The sequence below is a fragment of the Pedobacter steynii genome, from assembly GCF_900103665.1.
GTDB classification, from domain to species: Bacteria; Bacteroidota; Bacteroidia; order Sphingobacteriales; family Sphingobacteriaceae; genus Pedobacter; species Pedobacter steynii.
This window is the reverse complement of record NZ_FNGY01000005.1, coordinates 247,862-267,622: the sequence shown is the minus strand read 5'-3', so window position 1 is coordinate 267,622 and position 19,761 is coordinate 247,862. Positions and strand designations below refer to the sequence as shown.

At 44.0% G+C, this 19,761-nt stretch carries 10 protein-coding genes; 3 read left to right on the top strand and 7 right to left on the bottom strand.

Annotated features, from left to right (window positions below):
- The first annotated feature begins 13 nt into the window (after positions 1 to 13).
- Both BLQ87_RS15525 and BLQ87_RS15520 read left to right on the top strand, forming a co-directional pair.
- On the top strand, positions 14 to 712 hold the full coding sequence (locus BLQ87_RS15525) for a ComF family protein (protein ID WP_074608403.1): 699 nt from the start codon (positions 14 to 16) through the stop codon (positions 710 to 712).
- A gap of 403 nt (positions 713 to 1,115) precedes the next feature.
- The gene (locus tag BLQ87_RS15520; protein WP_074608401.1) at positions 1,116 to 1,667 is read left to right on the top strand and encodes an AAA family ATPase; all 552 of its coding nucleotides are present in this window, start codon (positions 1,116 to 1,118) and stop codon (positions 1,665 to 1,667) included.
- Between the two features lie 2 nt (positions 1,668 to 1,669).
- Here BLQ87_RS15520 and BLQ87_RS15515 read toward each other — a convergent pair whose 3' ends face one another.
- Entirely contained in the window at positions 1,670 to 4,435 is a 2,766-nt protein-coding gene (locus BLQ87_RS15515) for a PAS domain S-box protein (protein WP_074608399.1), read from the bottom strand.
- Between the two features lie 19 nt (positions 4,436 to 4,454).
- Positions 4,455 to 5,726, bottom strand: coding sequence for a serine hydroxymethyltransferase (gene glyA, locus BLQ87_RS15510; protein ID WP_074608397.1), 1,272 nt, complete (start codon positions 5,724 to 5,726; stop codon positions 4,455 to 4,457).
- Between the two features lie 93 nt (positions 5,727 to 5,819).
- On the opposite strand from glyA, the gene dxs reads away from it, so the two are divergent.
- Positions 5,820 to 7,748: a 1-deoxy-D-xylulose-5-phosphate synthase gene (gene dxs, locus BLQ87_RS15505; RefSeq protein WP_074608395.1), complete on the top strand. Its 1,929-nt coding sequence runs from the start codon at positions 5,820 to 5,822 to the stop codon at positions 7,746 to 7,748.
- Positions 7,749 to 7,862: 114 nt separating this feature from the next.
- Here the strand turns inward: dxs and BLQ87_RS15500 are convergent, their stop codons facing one another.
- The 5 genes from BLQ87_RS15500 to BLQ87_RS15480 all read right to left on the bottom strand — a co-directional run bounded on the left by BLQ87_RS15500 (position 7,863) and on the right by BLQ87_RS15480 (position 19,671).
- Entirely contained in the window at positions 7,863 to 9,806 is a 1,944-nt protein-coding gene (locus BLQ87_RS15500) for an OmpA family protein (protein WP_074608393.1), read from the bottom strand.
- A 1-nt stretch (position 9,807) separates the two neighbouring features.
- Positions 9,808 to 10,821 carry a PorP/SprF family type IX secretion system membrane protein gene (locus BLQ87_RS15495; protein WP_143010459.1) on the bottom strand — a complete coding sequence of 338 codons (1,014 nt, stop codon included), beginning with the start codon at positions 10,819 to 10,821 and terminating at the stop codon, positions 9,808 to 9,810.
- 11 nt (positions 10,822 to 10,832) lie between these two features.
- Positions 10,833 to 17,564 carry a DUF7507 domain-containing protein gene (locus tag BLQ87_RS15490; RefSeq protein ID WP_083361897.1) on the bottom strand — a complete coding sequence of 2,244 codons (6,732 nt, stop codon included), beginning with the start codon at positions 17,562 to 17,564 and terminating at the stop codon, positions 10,833 to 10,835.
- A 372-nt stretch (positions 17,565 to 17,936) separates the two neighbouring features.
- The gene (locus BLQ87_RS15485) at positions 17,937 to 18,596 is read right to left on the bottom strand and encodes a hypothetical protein (protein WP_143010458.1); all 660 of its coding nucleotides are present in this window, start codon (positions 18,594 to 18,596) and stop codon (positions 17,937 to 17,939) included.
- A gap of 13 nt (positions 18,597 to 18,609) precedes the next feature.
- Complete coding sequence (locus BLQ87_RS15480) at positions 18,610 to 19,671, bottom strand: helix-turn-helix domain-containing protein (RefSeq protein WP_074608387.1); 1,062 nt, start codon at positions 19,669 to 19,671, stop codon at positions 18,610 to 18,612.
- Positions 19,672 to 19,761 lie beyond the last annotated feature (90 nt).

Sequence of the window (19,761 nt, the reverse complement as noted above, 5' to 3'; positions counted from 1 at the left end):
TATAGATTAGCCTATGCCCCTGATCAGCTCGTATTTTAACGATTTTTTAAGTCTGCTATTTCCAAACCTTTGCTCCGGTTGCGGAACTTCGCTTTACAGAGGAGAATCACAGCTGTGCAGTAAGTGCCTGTACAACCTTCCTTATACAGACCATCACCTGCATGAAGAGAATAAAGTAGCGAAACAATTCTGGGGCCGGATCCCTTGTCATGCGGCTATGGCCATGTTGTTTTTCAGAAAAGGGGGCCGGGTCCAGCAAATCATCCACCATTTAAAATATAGCAACCAACCTGAATTGGGCATCAAACTGGGCAAGTTACTTGGAGAAAGGTTGCTCCTTGCCCCTGCTTACCAACATATAGACCTGATTATCCCTGTACCTCTCCATAAAAAAAGAGAACGGCAACGCGGATACAACCAAAGTGCTGGTATTGCTGAAGGCATTGCTGAGGTATTACAAATCCCAATGAGCAAGGTTCATCTTCTTAGAAAATCCTCCACCGACAGCCAGACCAGAAAAGGAAGATCCCTCAGATTTGAAAATATGTCCAAAGCCTTTGAGGTCAGAAATGGCGAAGCGCTGAAAGATAAACACATCTTACTCGTAGATGATGTCATGACCACCGGAGCCACACTCGAGGCTTGTGGATTGGAACTGTTGAAATGTGGCATCAACAAAGTCAGCTTTGCAACCCTGGCCTTTGTAGGATAAAAAATTATTCTCCTTATAACATTCTGCGAATAAGCTCGTTTATATATTTGAGAGCGTTAATTTAGATGGTAAGGGCTGATATTTTCTACACAGAAATATCGGCCCTTTACTTTTTCCAGGTTTTACAAATGCCTGTTCTGAACGCTCTAGCCCATGGAAATCAAATTATTTAAAAATAAATTTTGCCAATTAATTTCTTTTCCTTTACTTTGTCCTTGAGAGCGTTAATTTAAGGGTCGATAATTTCACACTCGTGAGATATCGGCCCTTTATCTTTTCTTTAAAAACTGCTCTTTTCCTCCCCCAACTTTAAATTTGTCTGAATCTGTTGTGCCTTATAAAAAACAACGAATCGGTCAGCTTTGCTCTTTTTCCAAAAGACGATACCATTTAGATATGCTCCATGAAAACAGTAAACAGAAAGAACTTCTTTGTAATTACCGGTGGCCCTGGAATGGGCAAAACCTCGCTCATTGAGGAGATGACAAAGAGAGGGTACACTTGTGTTCCGGAGACAGGCCGGCAAATTATTATCCATCAAATGAATATAAAAGGGATAGCGCTCCCCTGGAAATCACCAAGATTGTTTGGGGAACTCATGTTCCGGCAAGCACATGAGGACTTCCTGACTTGCGGAGAACAGGAACAGCCGGTTTTTTTTGACCGGGGCATTCCTGATGTCATCGGCTATATGGAACTCTGCCGGCTACAGCCAGGCCGGGAAATGAAAGGAATTGCTAAAAACCTGCGTTACCATCCTTTCGTTTTTATCACCCCTCCATGGGAAGAGATCTACAGGAACGATACTGAGCGTAAACAAACTTTTGCTGAAGCTGTAGAAACCTATGAAATGATGCGTCACGTTTACACAAAGCTAGGATATGATATTTTAGAAATCCCAAAGATATCCATTACCGAGAGGGCAGATTTTCTGGTCAAAACAATTGGTTATTAATTTTACCTCAGGTATTCCGAAAGGATATTCCGCATTTCTTCCGGCTTAAAGGGCTTCAAGATATGTCCGTTCATTCCGCATTCATTGAACTTATTATGCTCATCATGGAGCGTCGAGGCTGTTAAAGCAACAATTGGTACATTTTTAAAATAAGCTCCCTCCATCGCGCGAATCAGGCTTGTGGCTTCAAACCCATCAATTCCCGGCATTTTTATGTCCATAAAGATCAGGTCATAAATGTTATTCGCCACCTTTTCTATCGCCTCTTCACCGTCGGAAGCAAAATCCAGGTTGAGTCCCCATTTGCCAAATATCCGCTTTGCAATCAGCGCATTGATCTCATTATCATCAACCACAAGAATCCGTTTATCGGTAAACATATCCGGCTGCCTCAGGGTCTTTACCTGAGGGATATAATCCGATGCCTTTTCAAAAGAAATGGAGAAATAAAATACCGTTCCCTTTCCTTCTTCACTCTCCACAAAAATATCCGCGCCGTAGAGCTCCAGCATCTTCTTGGTAATGGTGAGTCCCAGTCCGGTTCCGCCATATTTTCTGGAGATGTCTGTTCTGGCCTGAATGAATGGCTGAAAGATATAAGCTAATTTCTCCTGTGCTATTCCGATTCCGGTATCCCGAACCTCAAAATAGATCAATACATTTTTATCGTCCTCACTGAGCTGCCGGATCCGCAATATGATATTTCCGCTCTGGGTGAATTTTATTGAATTACCAAGCAAGTTCATCAGCACCTGATACAGGCGCGTTTTATCTCCTTTAATATACCCTGGAATATGTTCATCGCAGATCAGCTCCAGCTTGTTATTACGCGCAGATACGGTCATATGCAGGGAACTCACTACGTCTGAAGCCAGTGTTTTTAAGCTAAACGGAATGGTTTCCAATTGCACATTTCCCGTTTCCATTTTGGTAAGGTCCAGAATGTCGTTAATAATGTTCAACAGGTTTTCTGCGGAGAACCGCAGCAGGTTAAGGTCATGAAGCTGTGACTCTTTCGGATCATTGTCCAACAGCAGGTGTGCCATCCCGATCACCGCATTTAAGGGCGTTCTGATTTCATGGCTCATCACCGAGAGGAACATTTCTTTTGCCGCACTCAGCTGCAAGGCCTGCTCCTTGGCTTCTACCATTTCTTTTTCCACCTGTTTTCGCTGGGAAATATCGGTAATCAGGTCGATTTGCCGTTCTACCTTCCCTTTCTCATTCACGATCGGGGTATTGGAAACAGAAAGCCAGATCGACTCCCCGGATTTCTTCTTTGCCTGAACTTCTATTGCATAAGATTCCCGGTTGCTTGCTTTCTCTCTGGAGGCCAGAATGAGTTTGCGTTGTGCATCTCCTTCCGGCGCCAGGATATCCCCCAGCGGGAGTCCCTGTAACTCGCTTAAAGAATAGCCGGTCAGTTTTTCCAGGGAATGATTAATCCAGGTCGTATTTCCATTTTCATCGGAGATGTTTACTCCCGTATCGGTTTTGCTCGCCACTAAAGACAGCAATTGCAATTCTTCTTCTGCTTTTTTCTTTTCTGTAATGTCGAGAATGATCTCTACTTCAATTTCTACCTTTCCTTCGTCATTAAAAACGACCGTATTATAGATAGACAACCAGATGGGTTGTTTATCCTTACGATAGGCTAAAAGGTCGACGGTAAAAGACTGGTTATTATTGGTCAGCTCTCTGGCCTGTTCGATCAGTTCCAGGTCCGTCCCAGGCCCCTGAATCAGGTCGCCAAGCCGGTTGCCCTTCATGTCTTCCAGTGTAAATCCGGTAATTTTCTCAAAAGCAGCATTTACCCAGGTCACATGATTGCTCGCATCGTTAATGACCACCGCATTGTTTACTTTACTGGCAACGAAAGAAAGCTTCATCAGCTCATTTTCTACCCGTTTATTTTCGGTAATGTCTCTGCCATATGCGTACCACCGCCTGTTTTTACAGACCATATTCCAGCTTAACCAGCGAATGACCCCGCTTTTACTGACGATCCTGAAATCTACATTAAACTGCTTAATTCCGGCAGAGAGCCCGGCCTCGATGGTGTTGACAACCCTTGTGATGTCGTCCCGGTAGCAAAGCCCCCAGGCACTTAACCCTATGGCTTCCTCCACCTCGTATTCGAGCACATTGGTAATCGCACTGTTGACAAACAACAACTCTCCCTTATCATCCAGTATGCAATGAATTTCGGGTGATACGGTAGAAATGGTCAATAGTTCTTCAAAACGCTGATTTTTAATATTCAGTTCGAGCGCTTTTTTCCTGAGGGAAATATGGGTAATGATTTCTTTGGCAAGAATTTGAATGCCTTCTTTTTGTTCGTTGCTGAGTTTTTTGGGAACCTGATCGAAAACGCAGATCGTTCCGAGCTTAAAGCCATGCTCATCAATCAGCGGTGCACCGGCATAATACCTCACATGGCTTCCGTCGATCACGGCGGGATGGTTGATAAAGCGCTCATCACTGAGGGTATCACAGACCTCGAACACCTCATCGCTCTGCATCACATATTCTGCGAAAGAGATATCCCTTGGTACTTCTCTACATTGAAGTCCTATAACAGATTTAAACCACAACCGGTTTTCATCAACTAATACGATTAGCGCAATAGGTGTGTTGCAGATCAAGCTGGCCAGCTTGGTGATATTATCGAATTCGTTCTCCGGAGGAGTATCCAATATATCATAATCACGCAACGCCCTTAAGCGCTCTTTCTCATTAGTTGATGAATTCTGGTTATTAGTTAACATTTAGCAATTCAGTCCCGGTTTATTTATATAAGGGGAACCGACTTACCAGGTTAATTACTTTTTCCTTTACCGCTTTCAAATTGTTCTCATCCTCCGCATTGGTAATTACCTGATCAATCAGATCAACTATAGTTTCCATTTCAGCTTCTTTAAAGCCTCTTGTTGTAATTGCTGCAGTTCCGACACGGATACCTGAAGTTACAAAAGGCGATTTATCGTCAAAAGGAACCATATTCTTATTCACGGTAATATCTGCTTTTTCCAGCGCATTCTCCGCTGCTTTTCCAGTTATATTTTTATTACGCAAATCAATTAACATCAAATGGTTATCTGTACCACCTGAGATGATGCCATAACCTCTTGTCATAAAAGCTTTAGCCATTGCCTGAGCATTGGATTTCACCTGTTTGATATAAGTTAAATATTCGTCACTTAATGCTTCGCCGAAAGCGATGGCTTTAGCTGCGATGATGTGCTCTAACGGGCCACCTTGTGTTCCAGGAAATACTGCCATATCCAATACAGAAGACATCATTCTTGTTTCACCTTTAGGTGTTTTTAGTCCGAAAGGATTTTCAAAATCTTTACCCATCATGATCAGTCCGCCACGGGGTCCGCGAAGGGTTTTGTGGGTAGTAGTGGTTACGATATGGCAATGTGGGAGTGGGTTCGCCAATAATCCACGGGCAATCATTCCCGCAGGGTGTGAAATATCAGCAAGTACCAATGCACCAATTTTATCAGCTACACTACGGATAAATGCATAATCCCACTCTCTTGAGTAAGCTGAAGCACCACATATGATTAGTTTTGGACGTTCTGCTAGCGCAATTTCTTCCAGTTTAGCATAGTCAATCAGTCCATCTTCTTTTTTAACACCATAAAATAACGGTTGATACAGTTTTCCTGAAAAATTAACCGGTGAACCATGGGTTAAGTGTCCGCCATGAGAAAGGTCAAATCCTAAGATTTTATCTCCCGGCTGAATCACAGCAAGCATTACCGCAGCATTTGCCTGAGCACCTGAATGCGGCTGTACGTTTACCCATTCTGCACCAAAAAGTTGCTTGGCACGGTCAATAGCTAAGGTTTCTACCTCATCTACGATCTGGCAACCGCCATAATATCGTTTTCCCGGAAGGCCTTCGGCATATTTATTTGTTAAACACGATCCTGCGGCTTCCATTACCTGTTTGCTTACAAAGTTTTCAGAAGCTATCAGTTCAAGGCCATTTTCCTGACGGTCCAATTCCCTGTCAATCAAATCAAAAATTAAAGTATCTCTAGTCATTTATTGAAGTATTAATTTGTAAAATTAATGATTTTCCTTCTTAGTTTGGCAACAAAATACCTTACTTTGTACTTCTATTCTATAAAACACTGCATGGAAGATATTACCCGTCCATTATTACCAAACATTAATTATCCTGCTGATTTAAAGCAGTATAAAGAACAAGACCTTGAACAAATCTGCCAGGAGCTGCGTCAGTACATTATTGATGTGGTGAGTGTAAACGGGGGGCATTTTGGCGCAAGTCTGGGTGTTGTAGAACTTACAGTAGCCTTACATTACGCTTTAAATACGCCTTACGACAAATTAGTTTGGGATGTTGGACACCAGGCTTATGGCCATAAGATCCTGACCGGAAGAAAGTCAGTTTTTCATACCAACCGTATTATGAACGGGATCAGTGGCTTCCCTAAGATCAGTGAAAGTGAATACGATACCTTTGGTGTTGGCCACTCTTCCACCTCTATTTCTGCCGCACTGGGAATGGCTGTAGCCTCTCATTATAAGGGAGAAACAGACCGCCAGCATGTTGCGGTAATCGGTGATGGAGCCATGACTGCCGGATTGGCTTTTGAAGGATTAAACCATGCAGGCATCGAGAACTCGAACCTGTTGGTGATCCTGAACGACAACTGCATGTCTATTGACCCGAACGTTGGCGCCTTAAAGGAATATTTAACGAGCATTACCACTTCTAAATCATACAACCGCTTTCGTGATGACATTTCCAATGTTTTGATCAAGCTTTCTGAACTGGGGCCTAACGCGCACAAGTTTGTAAAGAAAATTGAGAAAAGCATTAAAGGGACCTTGCTGAAACAAAGTAACTTATTTGAAGCCTTAAACTTCAGGTATTTTGGCCCTGTGGATGGTCATGATGTACAACGTCTGGCACAAATTATCTCTGACCTGAAAGACATTCCCGGCCCTAAGCTGTTGCACTGTGTAACGGTAAAAGGAAAAGGTTTTGCGCTTGCAGAGAAAGACCAGACCAAATGGCATGCTCCCGGATTATTTGATAAAATCACCGGAGAGATTAAAAAGCCGGTTTCTGATAAGCCTCAGCCACCGAAATACCAGGATGTTTTTGGACATACCCTGGTAGAACTTGCCGAAGCGAATAAAAAGATTGTCGGGATTACTCCTGCCATGCCTTCGGGCTCTTCCATGAACATCATGATGAAAGCCATGCCTACCCGTGCATTTGACGTGGGTATTGCAGAACAACATGCGGTTACCTTTTCTGCCGGACTGGCTACACAAGGACTCGTTCCTTTCTGTAACATCTATTCCAGCTTTATGCAAAGGGCCTATGATCAGGTGATTCATGATGTGGCCATTCAGAACCTCAATGTGGTATTTTGTTTAGACAGGGCTGGTTTTGCAGGCTCTGATGGGGCAACTCACCACGGGGCTTATGACCTTGCCTATATGCGTTGTATTCCAAATATGACCGTTGCGGCTCCAATGAATGAAGAAGAGCTGAGAAACCTGATGTATACTGCACAGCAGGAAAATGCAGGACCATTCTCGATCCGTTATCCGAGAGGAAACGGGGTGCTTACCGACTGGAAACGTCCATTTAAAGTATTAGAGATTGGAAAAGGCAGAAAAATCTGTGACGGAGAAGATGTGGCGATATTAACGATCGGACACGTTGGAAACTTTGCTGTTGAAGCTTGCAAAGAGCTGAACAGTGAGGGCATTCATCCGGCACATTACGACATGCGTTTCGTGAAACCTCTGGACGAAGCTTTATTACATGACGTTTTCAAACGTTATAAAAACGTGATCACAGTAGAAGATGGCTGTCTGCAAGGCGGTATGGGAAGCGCTGTACTCGAGTTTATGGCAGATCATCAATACAATTCACATGTGGTACGTCTGGGCATTCCTGATGAGTTTATAGACCATGGAGAACAACCTGAATTATGGGCATTGTGTGGATTTGATACGAATGCCATCATTACCGCTGTAAAAAAAACGGCTGTAAGAAGGACGACGGCAACGATCGCATCTTAACGAAATAACGATATTAAAAAGAAAAGGGAGGTGTATTTGCACCTCCCTTTTCTTTTTTGAAGCTTTTTTTGAAGTAAATCCTCCATATCTGGCCTCCCTGGCCGGGTATTCGGACTAAAATTCCAGGACTTTAAATTCCGTCCGGCGGTTTGCCTGATGTGCTGCAGCAGAACAAGCCACTCCGTTTGCACAGCGGTTCAGTAACTTTTGCTCTCCATACCCCATAGCAGTCATACGGTCGCGGGAAATCCCCCTGGAAACAAGGTAGTTTACCACCGAATTTGCCCTTCGTTGTGACAAGTCCAGGTTGTAGACATCTACCCCACGGGAATCGGTATGGCTTCCCAATTCAATTTTTAAGGTTGGATTGTCGCGCATAGTGCGAACGAGTTCATTCAGAATCTGAGCTGCATCTTTACGGATATTGGCTTTATCAAAATCATAATGGATGTTCTCTAAACTCAGGACCTTACCTTTCTCAAACAGTGGATTTAGATTTAAAGCTACTTTAAGCGTATCTGATTTAGTTATGCCAATGGTACTTAAGCTGGCAGAGTCGCCATAGAAACCATTTTTTGTAGCCAGCACGCGATAGTCAACGCCGTGCTCCAGCTCAAAGAAAAAGGTTCCATCATCCTTACTGTTTTGCTTACCGGTAATGGTTCGCCCTGCGCTAAATAAAGTGACCGCAGCTGCGGGAAGTTGTTCGCCGGTTTTCTTATTATAGGTAACCCCGGCTAAAGCCAGGATAATTCTTGCCTTCTGATGGCTGAAGGAATAAATGTCATCATCCCCTTTACCTCCTTTACGATTGGAAGAAATAAAGCCTGCGGTGTTTGCCCCGTTGATCACGAAGGCAAAATCATCCGCAGCAGAGTTCAGGGGGAATCTCATATTTTGTGGCTTGCTCCAGCTTGAAGCCAGGCCTTTACTGCTAAAGACATCCAGGCCTCCCATTCCCGGAAGACCGCTGGTTGAATAGAACAAGGTTCCATCAGGAGCAATTGTGGGAAAAAGCTCATTAGCCGCGGTATTGATGTCCTTCCCGGCATTTAAAGGTGCTGACCAGGTACCATCTGTATTTGCAGTAACATACCAAATGTCTGTTCCTCCGTAACCTCCCGGCATATCAGAAACAAAATACAGTGTGTTTTCATCAGTACTTAATGCCGCATGCCCTACAGAATATTCCTGCACCTTGTTATAAGGGAAGGCTTCGGCTTTTTGCCATGCTCCGTTTATCTTTTTCTGAATAAACAGTTCCAGCGTATTCGTTTTATAACTTCGTTTATTTTCTCTGCTCAGTTCCCCATTTTTCCCTGGATAAGTACGGGTAATGAACAAAACATCCCCAGCTTTATTTCCGGTTACCGGCCCCATGTGAAAGCTTTCCGTATTCAGGTTATTCAAAGCCGGCAAAGGATTGGAAAGTACATTTTCCGCGCCGTTTTCCGCAGTGAAAATTTTCAGGAAGGAACTGCCTGTCCATCCGTATATTTTCCCATTAAGACCTTTTGCAGGTTCTCCGGCATAGTAAACCGTTGATCCCAGAGGAAAAGCAGCAAACTCCGCGTTTTGCGTATTTACGGCCGCTTCATTTCTCAATTTATGAGCGGTTGGATGAGCCATCCAGACCTCTGCAGAATCACAACCGGCCAATTCATTGGCTACTGCCTCCTGTTTTCCGGTTTTAGCAGCATACTCCTGCAACATTTTTTTTGCCTGTTCATATTTGGCATTTGTTTTAAGTACCTCTCCATAAAGGATCAGGTTTTCGTCATTGCTTTCCGGATCGGCAACAATGCGGGCATACCAGGTTTCGGCATCTTCAAAATTGTTCATCTTCCGGTAACAAATGGCCAGACGTTCCATATCCTTTAGCTTTGGTTTTTTCACAACCACCAATTTCAGGTATCCTTTAGCGGCATTCGCATATTGATACTCCTGAAAAAGGCGGTTGGCCCGTGCTCTCAGGTCGGGTTGTTCCTGTGCTTCAACAGATCCATAAAAGCATAACAATAATGCTGTGGTCAGGAAGGTATAAGTCGTTTTTATCATGTTAAAAAAATCTTGGACTAAGTAAACGTTTGTCTTTACCGGGGAAGGTCATGCCAATGGTAATCTCATGCGTTCCATTCTGGATGCTGCTCAATTTGCTCGTGATATAATCATAAGAATAACCGATCCTAAAGCGCTCCGTTACATAAAACTGAGTGACGGCAGAGATAGAATTCTGATGGCTCAGGCGTTGTCCTTTAGTATAGTCCTTGTCCCATAGGGAAACACCCGTGCGGAACGAGCCACCCAGCCAGAAACGGTGTCCGAAGATCAGCATCGCACTGAGGTCCAGACTCGTCGGGCCTTTAAAATCTTCCTTCACCAGCAAACTTGGTCTCAGTTTCGTGTCTTCCGACAAGTTCAGCAAGGTTCCTGCAATCAGGTAAAAATGGCGTTTACGTTTCAGGTTATCTACCGTATTGCCATCCCATTTAAACATGCCATTCGATTTATCTCCCGAGAACATATCCATCACGGATGCTCCGATATACCATTTAGGACTGCTATAATACACTCCAAAGCGCATATCCGGAATCGTGCTGCTGATCTTTCCGACAGGCAATTCCCTGTCGTCGGGATCTTTTGGCTTCAGTTTATTCCCATCCAATCCATACTGTGTTAAGCCAAGGCCGATGCCAAAGCTCAGCCGCTGTGTATCTTCTGCATCTAACCTCAGGCGGTAGGCATAATTGCCATATACAGAGGTAGAAGATTGTGCACCCAGTTTATCCGCGCTAAGCTGCAGACCCAGGCCAACATTCTTACGCGTCGGATCGGCAATCCCATCGATAGAAAGCTGCCCCGTTTGGGGAGCTCCATCCAGTCCGCTCCACTGACTCCTTAAAGCCATTTGAGCGAACCATTCTTCTTTGTATCCTGCATAAGCAGGGTTAACACTCAGCGCGTTAAAGATATACTGGGAGAACTGAATGTTTTGCTGGGCTTTTGCCGGAAGCAAACCAGCAACGGTTAATCCAAGAGCCAGTATTCCTTTTTTTATAATGTCCTTATTCATGATTTGATCAACTATCTTTTGATTAATACCCATCCTTTATAAACCTCCAGTTTACCTTCCTTTTTCAATCGGATCAGGTAGTAATAGGTTCCTTCATTCAATCCCTCGCCGGTCCAGGTGTTCCTGTAATTGCCATTGCGGTATACTTCATTTCCCCATCTGTTAAAAATGGTCAGTTCGGCACTATTGAATTCTTCCAGACCTACAATCACAAACTCATCGTTCTTTCCGTCGCCGTTAGGGGTGATGACATTTGGAATAAAAAAGCCTTTAATCGTAATGTTTGCCGTCGCTACATTCGTCCAGTTTCCATTGGCATCTTTCACCTTGTAAGTAAAGCTATCCTTCCCTGTGAAGCCACTGTTAGGCACATATACTACGGTACCGTCCGGATTTTTCTTCAGGACGCCATGCTTCGGCTGTTCTATAATTTCTACTGTTGGCTTTTCAAAAGCAGCGCCATCCGTTTTATCATTGTGCAGTAAAGGAATTTCGATTTCTTTATTGAACTCCGTCTCCGCCACATCATCAATAGCCATCGGCTTAGAAGGCGTAACCTCAACTTTCACCGTTGCCGGGTTAGAGATCTGTCCGTTTTTATCGGTTACCGTATAGACAAATTCGTCTGTTCCTGTAAAGCCGGGATTTGGCGTATAGGTGACAGTTCCATCAGGGTTTAGGGTCAGTGTTCCATTTTTCGGCTGGGTAATAATCCTTGTACTTCCCGGAATGACCGGGCTGTTTCCAGGCTCATCATTTTTCTGTACTTCAATTTTAACCGGCTTATTTTGTTCTGCTTTCGCAAGGTCATCTTTCGCGACAGGTGGTTTTGCCAGCGAAATCACTGTTGGATCATTATTTCCGGCATCCGTTCCCGACACTGAGGTGATCTCTTTGCCCTTAGGATCTTTCGCGGTTACTGTGGCCTGGTTGGTCACTTTACCAACCGCAATATCTGCGGCTGTAATGGTATAATATTCCTTGTGGCTCATGCTTGCACCCGGAGCCAAAGATCCGGGGACCCGAATCGCTGAGCCTCCTAATAAAGGATCGTTTAAGGTGATTCCTGTTAAGGTAGTATTCCCTGTGTTTTTGATGATAAACGTATATTCAATCTGATCATTCAGGATGAAAGCATCCTGCTCACCGCTTCCTTTATTGGTGATTTTCTTTACCAGATTTATTCCTGCCAGCTGTTCTGTTGGCGTCACGGTACAATCTTTACAACCCGGATTCGTTGGTCCTCCCGGTATCGGCGAAGGATCTTTCGATTCTGCATGTACCTCTTTGTTTTTAGGATCTTTTCCATCCGCTTTCGCCAGGTTACTTACAGATCCTCTGTCCAGGTCTTCCTGGGTAAGGGTATGTTTAGCGGTAATGTTTACTGTTGCACCAGGTGCCAGGCTTGTAATATTTGCCGGGCTGATGCTTCCCGCATCTGCATTATCATCAGTAATGATGATGTTTCTGAGGGTTACATTTCCTGTGTTTTTCAAGACCAGGTTATAGTTAATTGCTCCTCCCACTTTATTATAGGTACCTGCGACAGCCGTTTTCGATAAGGTTAATGCTCCTTTTTGAATGATCGGCGTAACCGTACAATCTTTACAGGCAAGATCCGTTGGTGCTCCCGGCACCGGCGAAGGATCTTTCGATTCTGCATGCACCTCCTTGTTTTTAGGATCTTTACCATCTGCTTTTGCAAGATTGCTCACATATCCTCTATCCAGATCTTCCTGGGTAAGGGTATGTTTAGCCGTAATGTTCATTGTTGCATCAGGTGCCAGACTGGCGATGCTTGCCGGGCTGATGCTTCCTGCATCGGCATTATCATCGGTAATGATGATATTTTTTACCGCTACGTTGCCTATATTTTTCAATACCAGGTGGTAACTGATCACCGCCCCTACTTTTTGATGATCTCCTGCAATAGCCGTTTTTGACAAGGTGATCGCTGCCTTCTGTTCTGTAGTTACCGTTACTTCCGGCACTTTCGGATTAGCCGGATCTTTTGGATCGGTTACGATTGCTTTATTAACAATTGTTTCCACATTCGATAAGTCGGCCGCAACTTTCAGGGTCAACAACACCGTTTTAGTTTGTCCGAAGGGAACATCAATCGTCCAGTTTACGCGGGTTCCACTTGCTGAACCATTTTGATCTGCACGGACAAAACTCGTCCCAACAGGCAGATCATCTGCGATGCTTAGCCCAATCAGGTCTTCTCCTCCGGTATTGACCATATCAATTGCATAGATCAATTCGGCCTCCGATGCTACTTTTCCGTTCACAAGGCCACTTACCACTCTTTTTGCAGTCGTAAAACTACGCTTTGCATCAGTAGGCACCTCCACTTCCGGAATTACAGGAGGGTTAGTCGGAATGGTCGGGTCCGTAACCGTTGCCACATTTTTGATCGTCGCAATCCCCGTTAAATTGTCCGCTACCTTTACCTGGAAGCTTACTGTTTTGCTTTCGCCAAAGGCTAAATTAACCACCCAGTTGAGGGTACTACCCGTCAGGCTACCTCCAAGATCGGCAGTTCCTTCAACGTAGGTGGTATGGCCTGGTATGTGATCCGCAATTGCGATGTTCGTTAATGCGGTACTTCCTGTGTTCTTTACTTCAATGCTATAAGTGATGATGGATCCGGCAACGATTTTATTGTTCTGTAATCCTGCACTGATTTTCTTGGTTGCAGTAAAACTTCTGACCGGATCTGTTGGCACCTCTACTTCCGGAATTACCGGAGGATTGGTGGGTACGACAGGATCTGTAATTGTTGCCGCATTTTTAATCGTCGCAACCCCAGTTAGATCATCTGCGACCTTTGCCTGGAAACTTACCGTTTTGCTTTCACCAAAGGCTAAATTAACCACCCAGTTGAGGGTATTTCCTGTCAGACCTCCTCCAAGATTGGCAGTTCCTTCAACATAGGTGGTATTTGCCGGAATGTTATCCGCAATGGCAATATTTGTCAATGCAGTACTTCCCGTGTTCTTTACTTCAATGCTATAAGTGATTGTAGAGCCGGCAACAATTTTATTGTTCTGTAATCCTGCACTGATTTTCTTGGTTGCAGTAAAACTTCTGACCGGATCTGTTGGCACCTCCACTTCCGGAATTACCGGAGGATGGGCTGGTATAGTCGGATCGGTTACTGTTGCTGCGTTTTTGATCGTCGCAATTCCAGTTAGATCATCCGCTACTTTCACCTGGAAACTTACCGTTTTGCTTTCGCCAAAGGCCAGATTAACCACCCAGTTTAGGGTACTACCCGTCAGGCTACCTCCAAGATTGGCAGTTCCGTTAACATAGGTGGTATGGTTTGGGATGTTATCCGCAATCGCGATGTTCGTTAATGCGGTGCTTCCTGTGTTTTTTACTTCAATGCTATAAGTGATCGTAGAGCCGGCAACAATTTTATTATTCTGTAATCCCGCGCTGATTTTTTTAGTTGCGGCAAAGCTTTTGACCGGGTCTGTCGGCACTTCCACCTCTGGATTTACCGGAGGATGGGTTGGTGTAAGCGGATCGGTTACTGCTGCTACGTTTTTAATCACAGCAACACCGGTCAGGTCTTTTGCCACTTCTACCTGGAAGGTCAGGGTTTTGGTCTGACCAAAAGGAACACTAACCGTCCAGTTTAAGGTATTGCCTGTGATGGCACCTCCGTTATCTGCTGTTCCTGCCTTATAAGTGGTATGATCAGGAATAATATCTGAGATCTTAATACCTGTCAGGTCAGTACTTCCGGTATTCTTAACCTCAATACTATAAGTAATCGTTGAACCGGCAACGATCTTATTATTATTTAATCCTGCACTAACGGATTTTACAGCTGTAAAGCTTCGGATCGGATCTGTTGGCACCTCTACTTCCGGGCTTACCGGAGTTAATGGCTTTGCCGGATCAGTAATTGTTGCGATATTTTTGATCGCCGCAATACCGGTAAGGTTATCCGCAACCTTTACTTTGAAAGTTACTGTTTTTGCCTGGCCGACAAGGACATTAATCACCCAGTTTAGGGTATTACCTGTTAAAACACCTGCATTATCTGCTGTTCCTGTCACATAGCTCATCTGATTAGGAATCACATCAGCAATTTCAAGATTGGCCAATGCCGTATTTCCTGTATTCAGAACCTCTATACTGTAGGTAACTTCTGATCCTGCTGTAATTTTATTGTTTAGCAATCCCCCTGTCACTTTTTTGACCGCGGTAAAACTGCTGACCAGTTCTACCGGCACCAATACCTCCGGGGTTAAAGGAGTTGTAGGATCTATCGGATCAACCACGCTGGCCACATTCCTGATGGAAGTTATTCCTGTTGAATTCGGACCAACCGTTGTTTTAAAGCTCAGCGTTATTTTATTGTTTGCAGGAACCGTAAGGTTTGCCCAGGTCACCGTTGTTCCGGTTAAAATCCCGCTATGTGAAATCGCCGTTGCCCCTACCAATCCTGCGGGAAGAACATCATTTGCAGTTACCCCTGTTTTATCCGTGCTATTCGTGTTTTCTAAGATGATGTTATAAGTCAGCACATCCCCTGCTTTTACCTTAGCGGGATTCCCGTTAATTTCTTTTGTAGCAGTGATTTTGTTGATGATTGTTGCCGTATTATTTTTCTTGATGTTATTACAAGGGATGGCCAGACCACTTAAAGGGTCGTATGCACTACATTCAAAATAAGGGTTTGTTGGTGGCACATTTGGATTCGGGTTGGTCGCGTCAATGTCTGTGACATCATTAGGGCGCATAATTGTTGCCCATACCTCCATATTTCCGGCCACCATTGCAGGACCTACTGTTCCTTTGAAAACATACTGACCTTCACAACCGCTGGCGAGTTTCAATACAGACTTATACAATCCGGTTGCGGGGTCGAAAACTACAGGAACTGCTTCGGTAGCACCACAGGCAGATACAAACTGCATGTCGCCCATGATAAAACCTGCAGGTAATTTAAAAGTAAAGGGCGCACCGGTATTGTCGTAAATTCCGGTAATGGGATCTTTTTTTCCAATTACATCACTTGGCCCGCCGTTTTTTACTTTAACAGTATAAGAAAGTTCATCCCCTTTAGTAACGATCGTTTTTGAAGGGACGATACTGATGACTTCAAGATCGGCCTCTTTTACATCGACTGTGATCTCTTTAATTTCTTTTGCCCCGAGAATAAATGTCCAGGTATCTATAGACCTTTCATCAGCAAAGGTTCCCGATGTAGGGCTGCTCGAGCTGCCCCATTTGTGACCATTCACCGAACTGCTTGTCCCCAATGGTGTAATAAACTGACTGGCATTAACCGGGTTTGAAGGAATATCCCTGGCAGGCAGGATCAGACTATCATCCCAATATACGATATCCGACTGTACGCCATTTAACTGGGCATTCAACAGTTCGAGAATCATTCCATTAGGATTGATCTCCATATCGAAGTAAGGGAAATGCACCTCTGCTCCCTGTAATTGAATATTTAAAATTGCGGGAACCTGGCCATTCGGCAAAGGAACTCCGGCGCCATCCTTCCCATCCCATGGGACATTATTTGTTCCGGCCAATGCGCTCCCTGAAATCGCGCGTGTTGGAAAATAACCCGGATTCCCTGCGGCAACTTTACTTGCAATTTCCATTTTAAACCGCCCGGCCAGGTTGGCATCAAAACGAATTCGCCCTCCTTTATTACTCACCTGGCCGACTGTACCATCTACTCCAACGATATTCAAATTCTCTACAGTTGGTATAAGTCTTGGATTCTTCAGCCATGTTGTTCCCCCTGGAACAGCTCCATTCGCCGTTTGTGGCAGATCAGGATCCGGCAAAGTATAAAATATTTTATGTGTGATACCTGATTCGGTATCTTCTGTGGTTGGATTCTGAATTTTGCTGGAGATACCGGTAGTGGTATTTAAACTTTGATAAAGCGGCTGACCATCCGTATCTACAAAACCTTTATTGTTGACAAAAAAAGTAAAGGAAATCCCATTATTTCCATTGTTCTTTACGTTATAAGTATAGCCATCCTTTGTCAGGATTTTTAATTGTCCATAGAAATTATAATTGTCCTTGAAACCTGCATCGATATCCATATTCAGGATATTTGCATAAACCCTTCCTTTCTGCCATGCATTTTTCGCCGCATTGCTGATGGAAATATCCCAGGCTGCTATTGTCGCCGATGAATTATTTTGCGCCCAGTCTGCATAGCCATAGACATCGCTTTGGCGTTGCGTTGTTGTGCTCGTCTCGCCACCATTAGCTATAAACTCCACCTTATAAATCCCTCCGGCACCTGCGGGAACGTCGTAATAATAAGGTGTATATCCACCATCTGCCTGATTTGGAAGATGAGGCCCGAGTTTTTCCGCATTACGGTCCGGAATCCTACCCACTTCACTACCTGCTCCGGTACGTGGAGTTTGGTGAGACACGATCATACTTCCATCCGGCCCTGTCAGGATCAATCTGGAAACATTGGCAGCGTTACTCGCAGCTACTCCCTGCGTACTTGAAGCAATTGCGATGACTTCCCCCGCTTTTGCATAAACATAATGTGTTCCTAATGTTGGAAAAGGATAGGATGCGCTGCTTGCCGTACTTGCCCTGAGCCTTGCCCGTCCTCCTTTTACCCCATCCGGATAAATGTCCTTTGAGCCGTCTGCATAACTGCTAAAGCTGGCCGCAAATAAAAAGCACATCAGTAATGATGCAAAATGAAAAATTCTAGTAGCGTGTTTCATGCGATAATTTTTGTTCCTGTTCTGCGTTGTATCAGAATGGGCGCAAAGTTGTATAAAACAGGACTTTAGAATGTACCAGAAAAGCGGGAAGCACGACACGCCATTTAACTGGCACACCTAAAAAGCCGATCCTCCCTTTCTTTTTGACCCTTATACTCCGATGGCGTACCGCTCGTCTGCGATTTGAAACAACGGTCAAAGAAACTCCTGAAATTGAAGCCCTTTGAAAGCATATTTCTTTCGATTTCAAATTAAGGGGCTTGTCATTTAGTAAACGGAAGGTATGTTCGGCACTTAAAATATTTCTGACATTTTTAACGATGCCTCCGGCACAACAGATTTGCAATGAGGTAAGTTTTCGGACTGGCCTTTCTATTTTTTAAGCATCCTGTTTACCTGATACCTGAATACGAACACCATGACCGTGAGCATAGTAAAATAAATGACCATTCTTGGCAGGACTGCACTCGCTTCCTTTCTGGAGATAGCGCCCGAATACATAAGAACACCAATTAACAGGGCGACTATAAAAACAAGAATAAACACCGCAGACACCATCGTCTTTCCCTCCCGGCTATGTTCCTTTTCATCCACTCCGTTGCAGAACAAGAGCAAACCGGTACACCCCATCATTGAAATTGCGATAAACAGGTATAACCAGTGGAGGATAGACTTCAGACAGGCAGCGCGGAATGAGGGAAGCAGCAATAGCAGAAAGTACAGGATCAGGCCAATAGTGGCAGGTACAAAGTGCAGGAATGTACGGCCCTTCTTCGGCATCTTTCCGGAAATGGCATAAAATGACAAATAGCAAAGCGGCCCGTAGACCAGGCCAAAAGGTGCTGCCGAATCGATGTAGGGTTCCAGGGGAAAGCACACTTCGCAGAAGAGTACAAAAGCGCCATGAAAAAGGATAACTATGGAGCCGATATTGATCATGCGGTCGAAAGTACCGGGCTTTCCTATACAAGAACTCAGGTATAACGTTACCGATGACAATACAATAATACAGCAGGTGATAGATTTTATCAAAGTGGTTACGGGTTTAAAGGTTGCGGTATTCAGAGGGTGTACAACCCACCTGGCTTTTAAAATACCGGTTAAAAGAGGTTTTAGAGTTGAAACCACTTTTATAAGCCAGCTCTTCCAGCGTCAGGTCTACGACTGATTTATTGATGAGCTTACAAGCATAATCAATTCTAAAACGGTTGACATAATGGTAAAAATTTTCGCCTACCCTTACGCTCAACACCTGGGTAAGGTGATGCTTGGGAATCCTCAGCTCTTTGGCAAGAGATGCCAGTGATAACTCCGCATCCAGGAAAACCTTTTGCCGGATCATAAGCGCATACAACTGTTGTTCATAGCTGTCTAAAAGCGCTTCAGAAAGCGTACTTTTTTGGTAACGCTTCACTTCCTCTTCTTTATTCCCGCTATCTGTTTCCAGTTTGCTCCCCTCCGGGGAAATAAAGCCATTAATCGTATAGCGAAAGACAAGAAATACCCCTGCAAACAAGATCGCATAAATTAATCTTCCCGGGATCACTTTATCCGCTGTTTCTCCATAAAAAATGGTTTTGTAAGCAAAAATGATGTAGATTATACTACAAATCAGCATTAAAAATCCCAGCCACTGAATCAGTTTCTGCGCGCTGCGATAGGCTACATTATGGTTAAAGCGATAAAAAAAGAGGATACTTAAAGCATAGACGAGTAGAAAAAGGGTTCGTACGGTATGATAAGAATACCTCAGCCATTGATTTTCAAACAACCCGACATCAGTATACCTGAGGATATAAATAAGCACCGCAAATCCAAAAGGGCTTAGGTGCAGCAGAATTTTCCAGGGCTTAAACGGAGTGTCCGATAAGGACTGAAAGGCAAAACACAAAAGGGGACCATACAGAAAGGCAAAAGGAAGGTAGAGAATATAGTCTCTTTCTAATAAAATCTGTTCACTTACAAAAAGAGCGGTAACGTTAAAGAGGATGCCTGCTACAAGCAGACTGATTATACATTGGAAAAGCCTATGGTTGTTCTTTTTATAACCCAGATATAACGTTACAAAAGTTAAAACTATAATGCTGCAGAGAAAGTATTTTATCATGACATCATCATTCGGTTCAAAAGTATACCCCTCATCATTGCAAGGTCTATTTCAGTAAGGCGCTTAGGAAGCACAATTATCCGGCTCAAA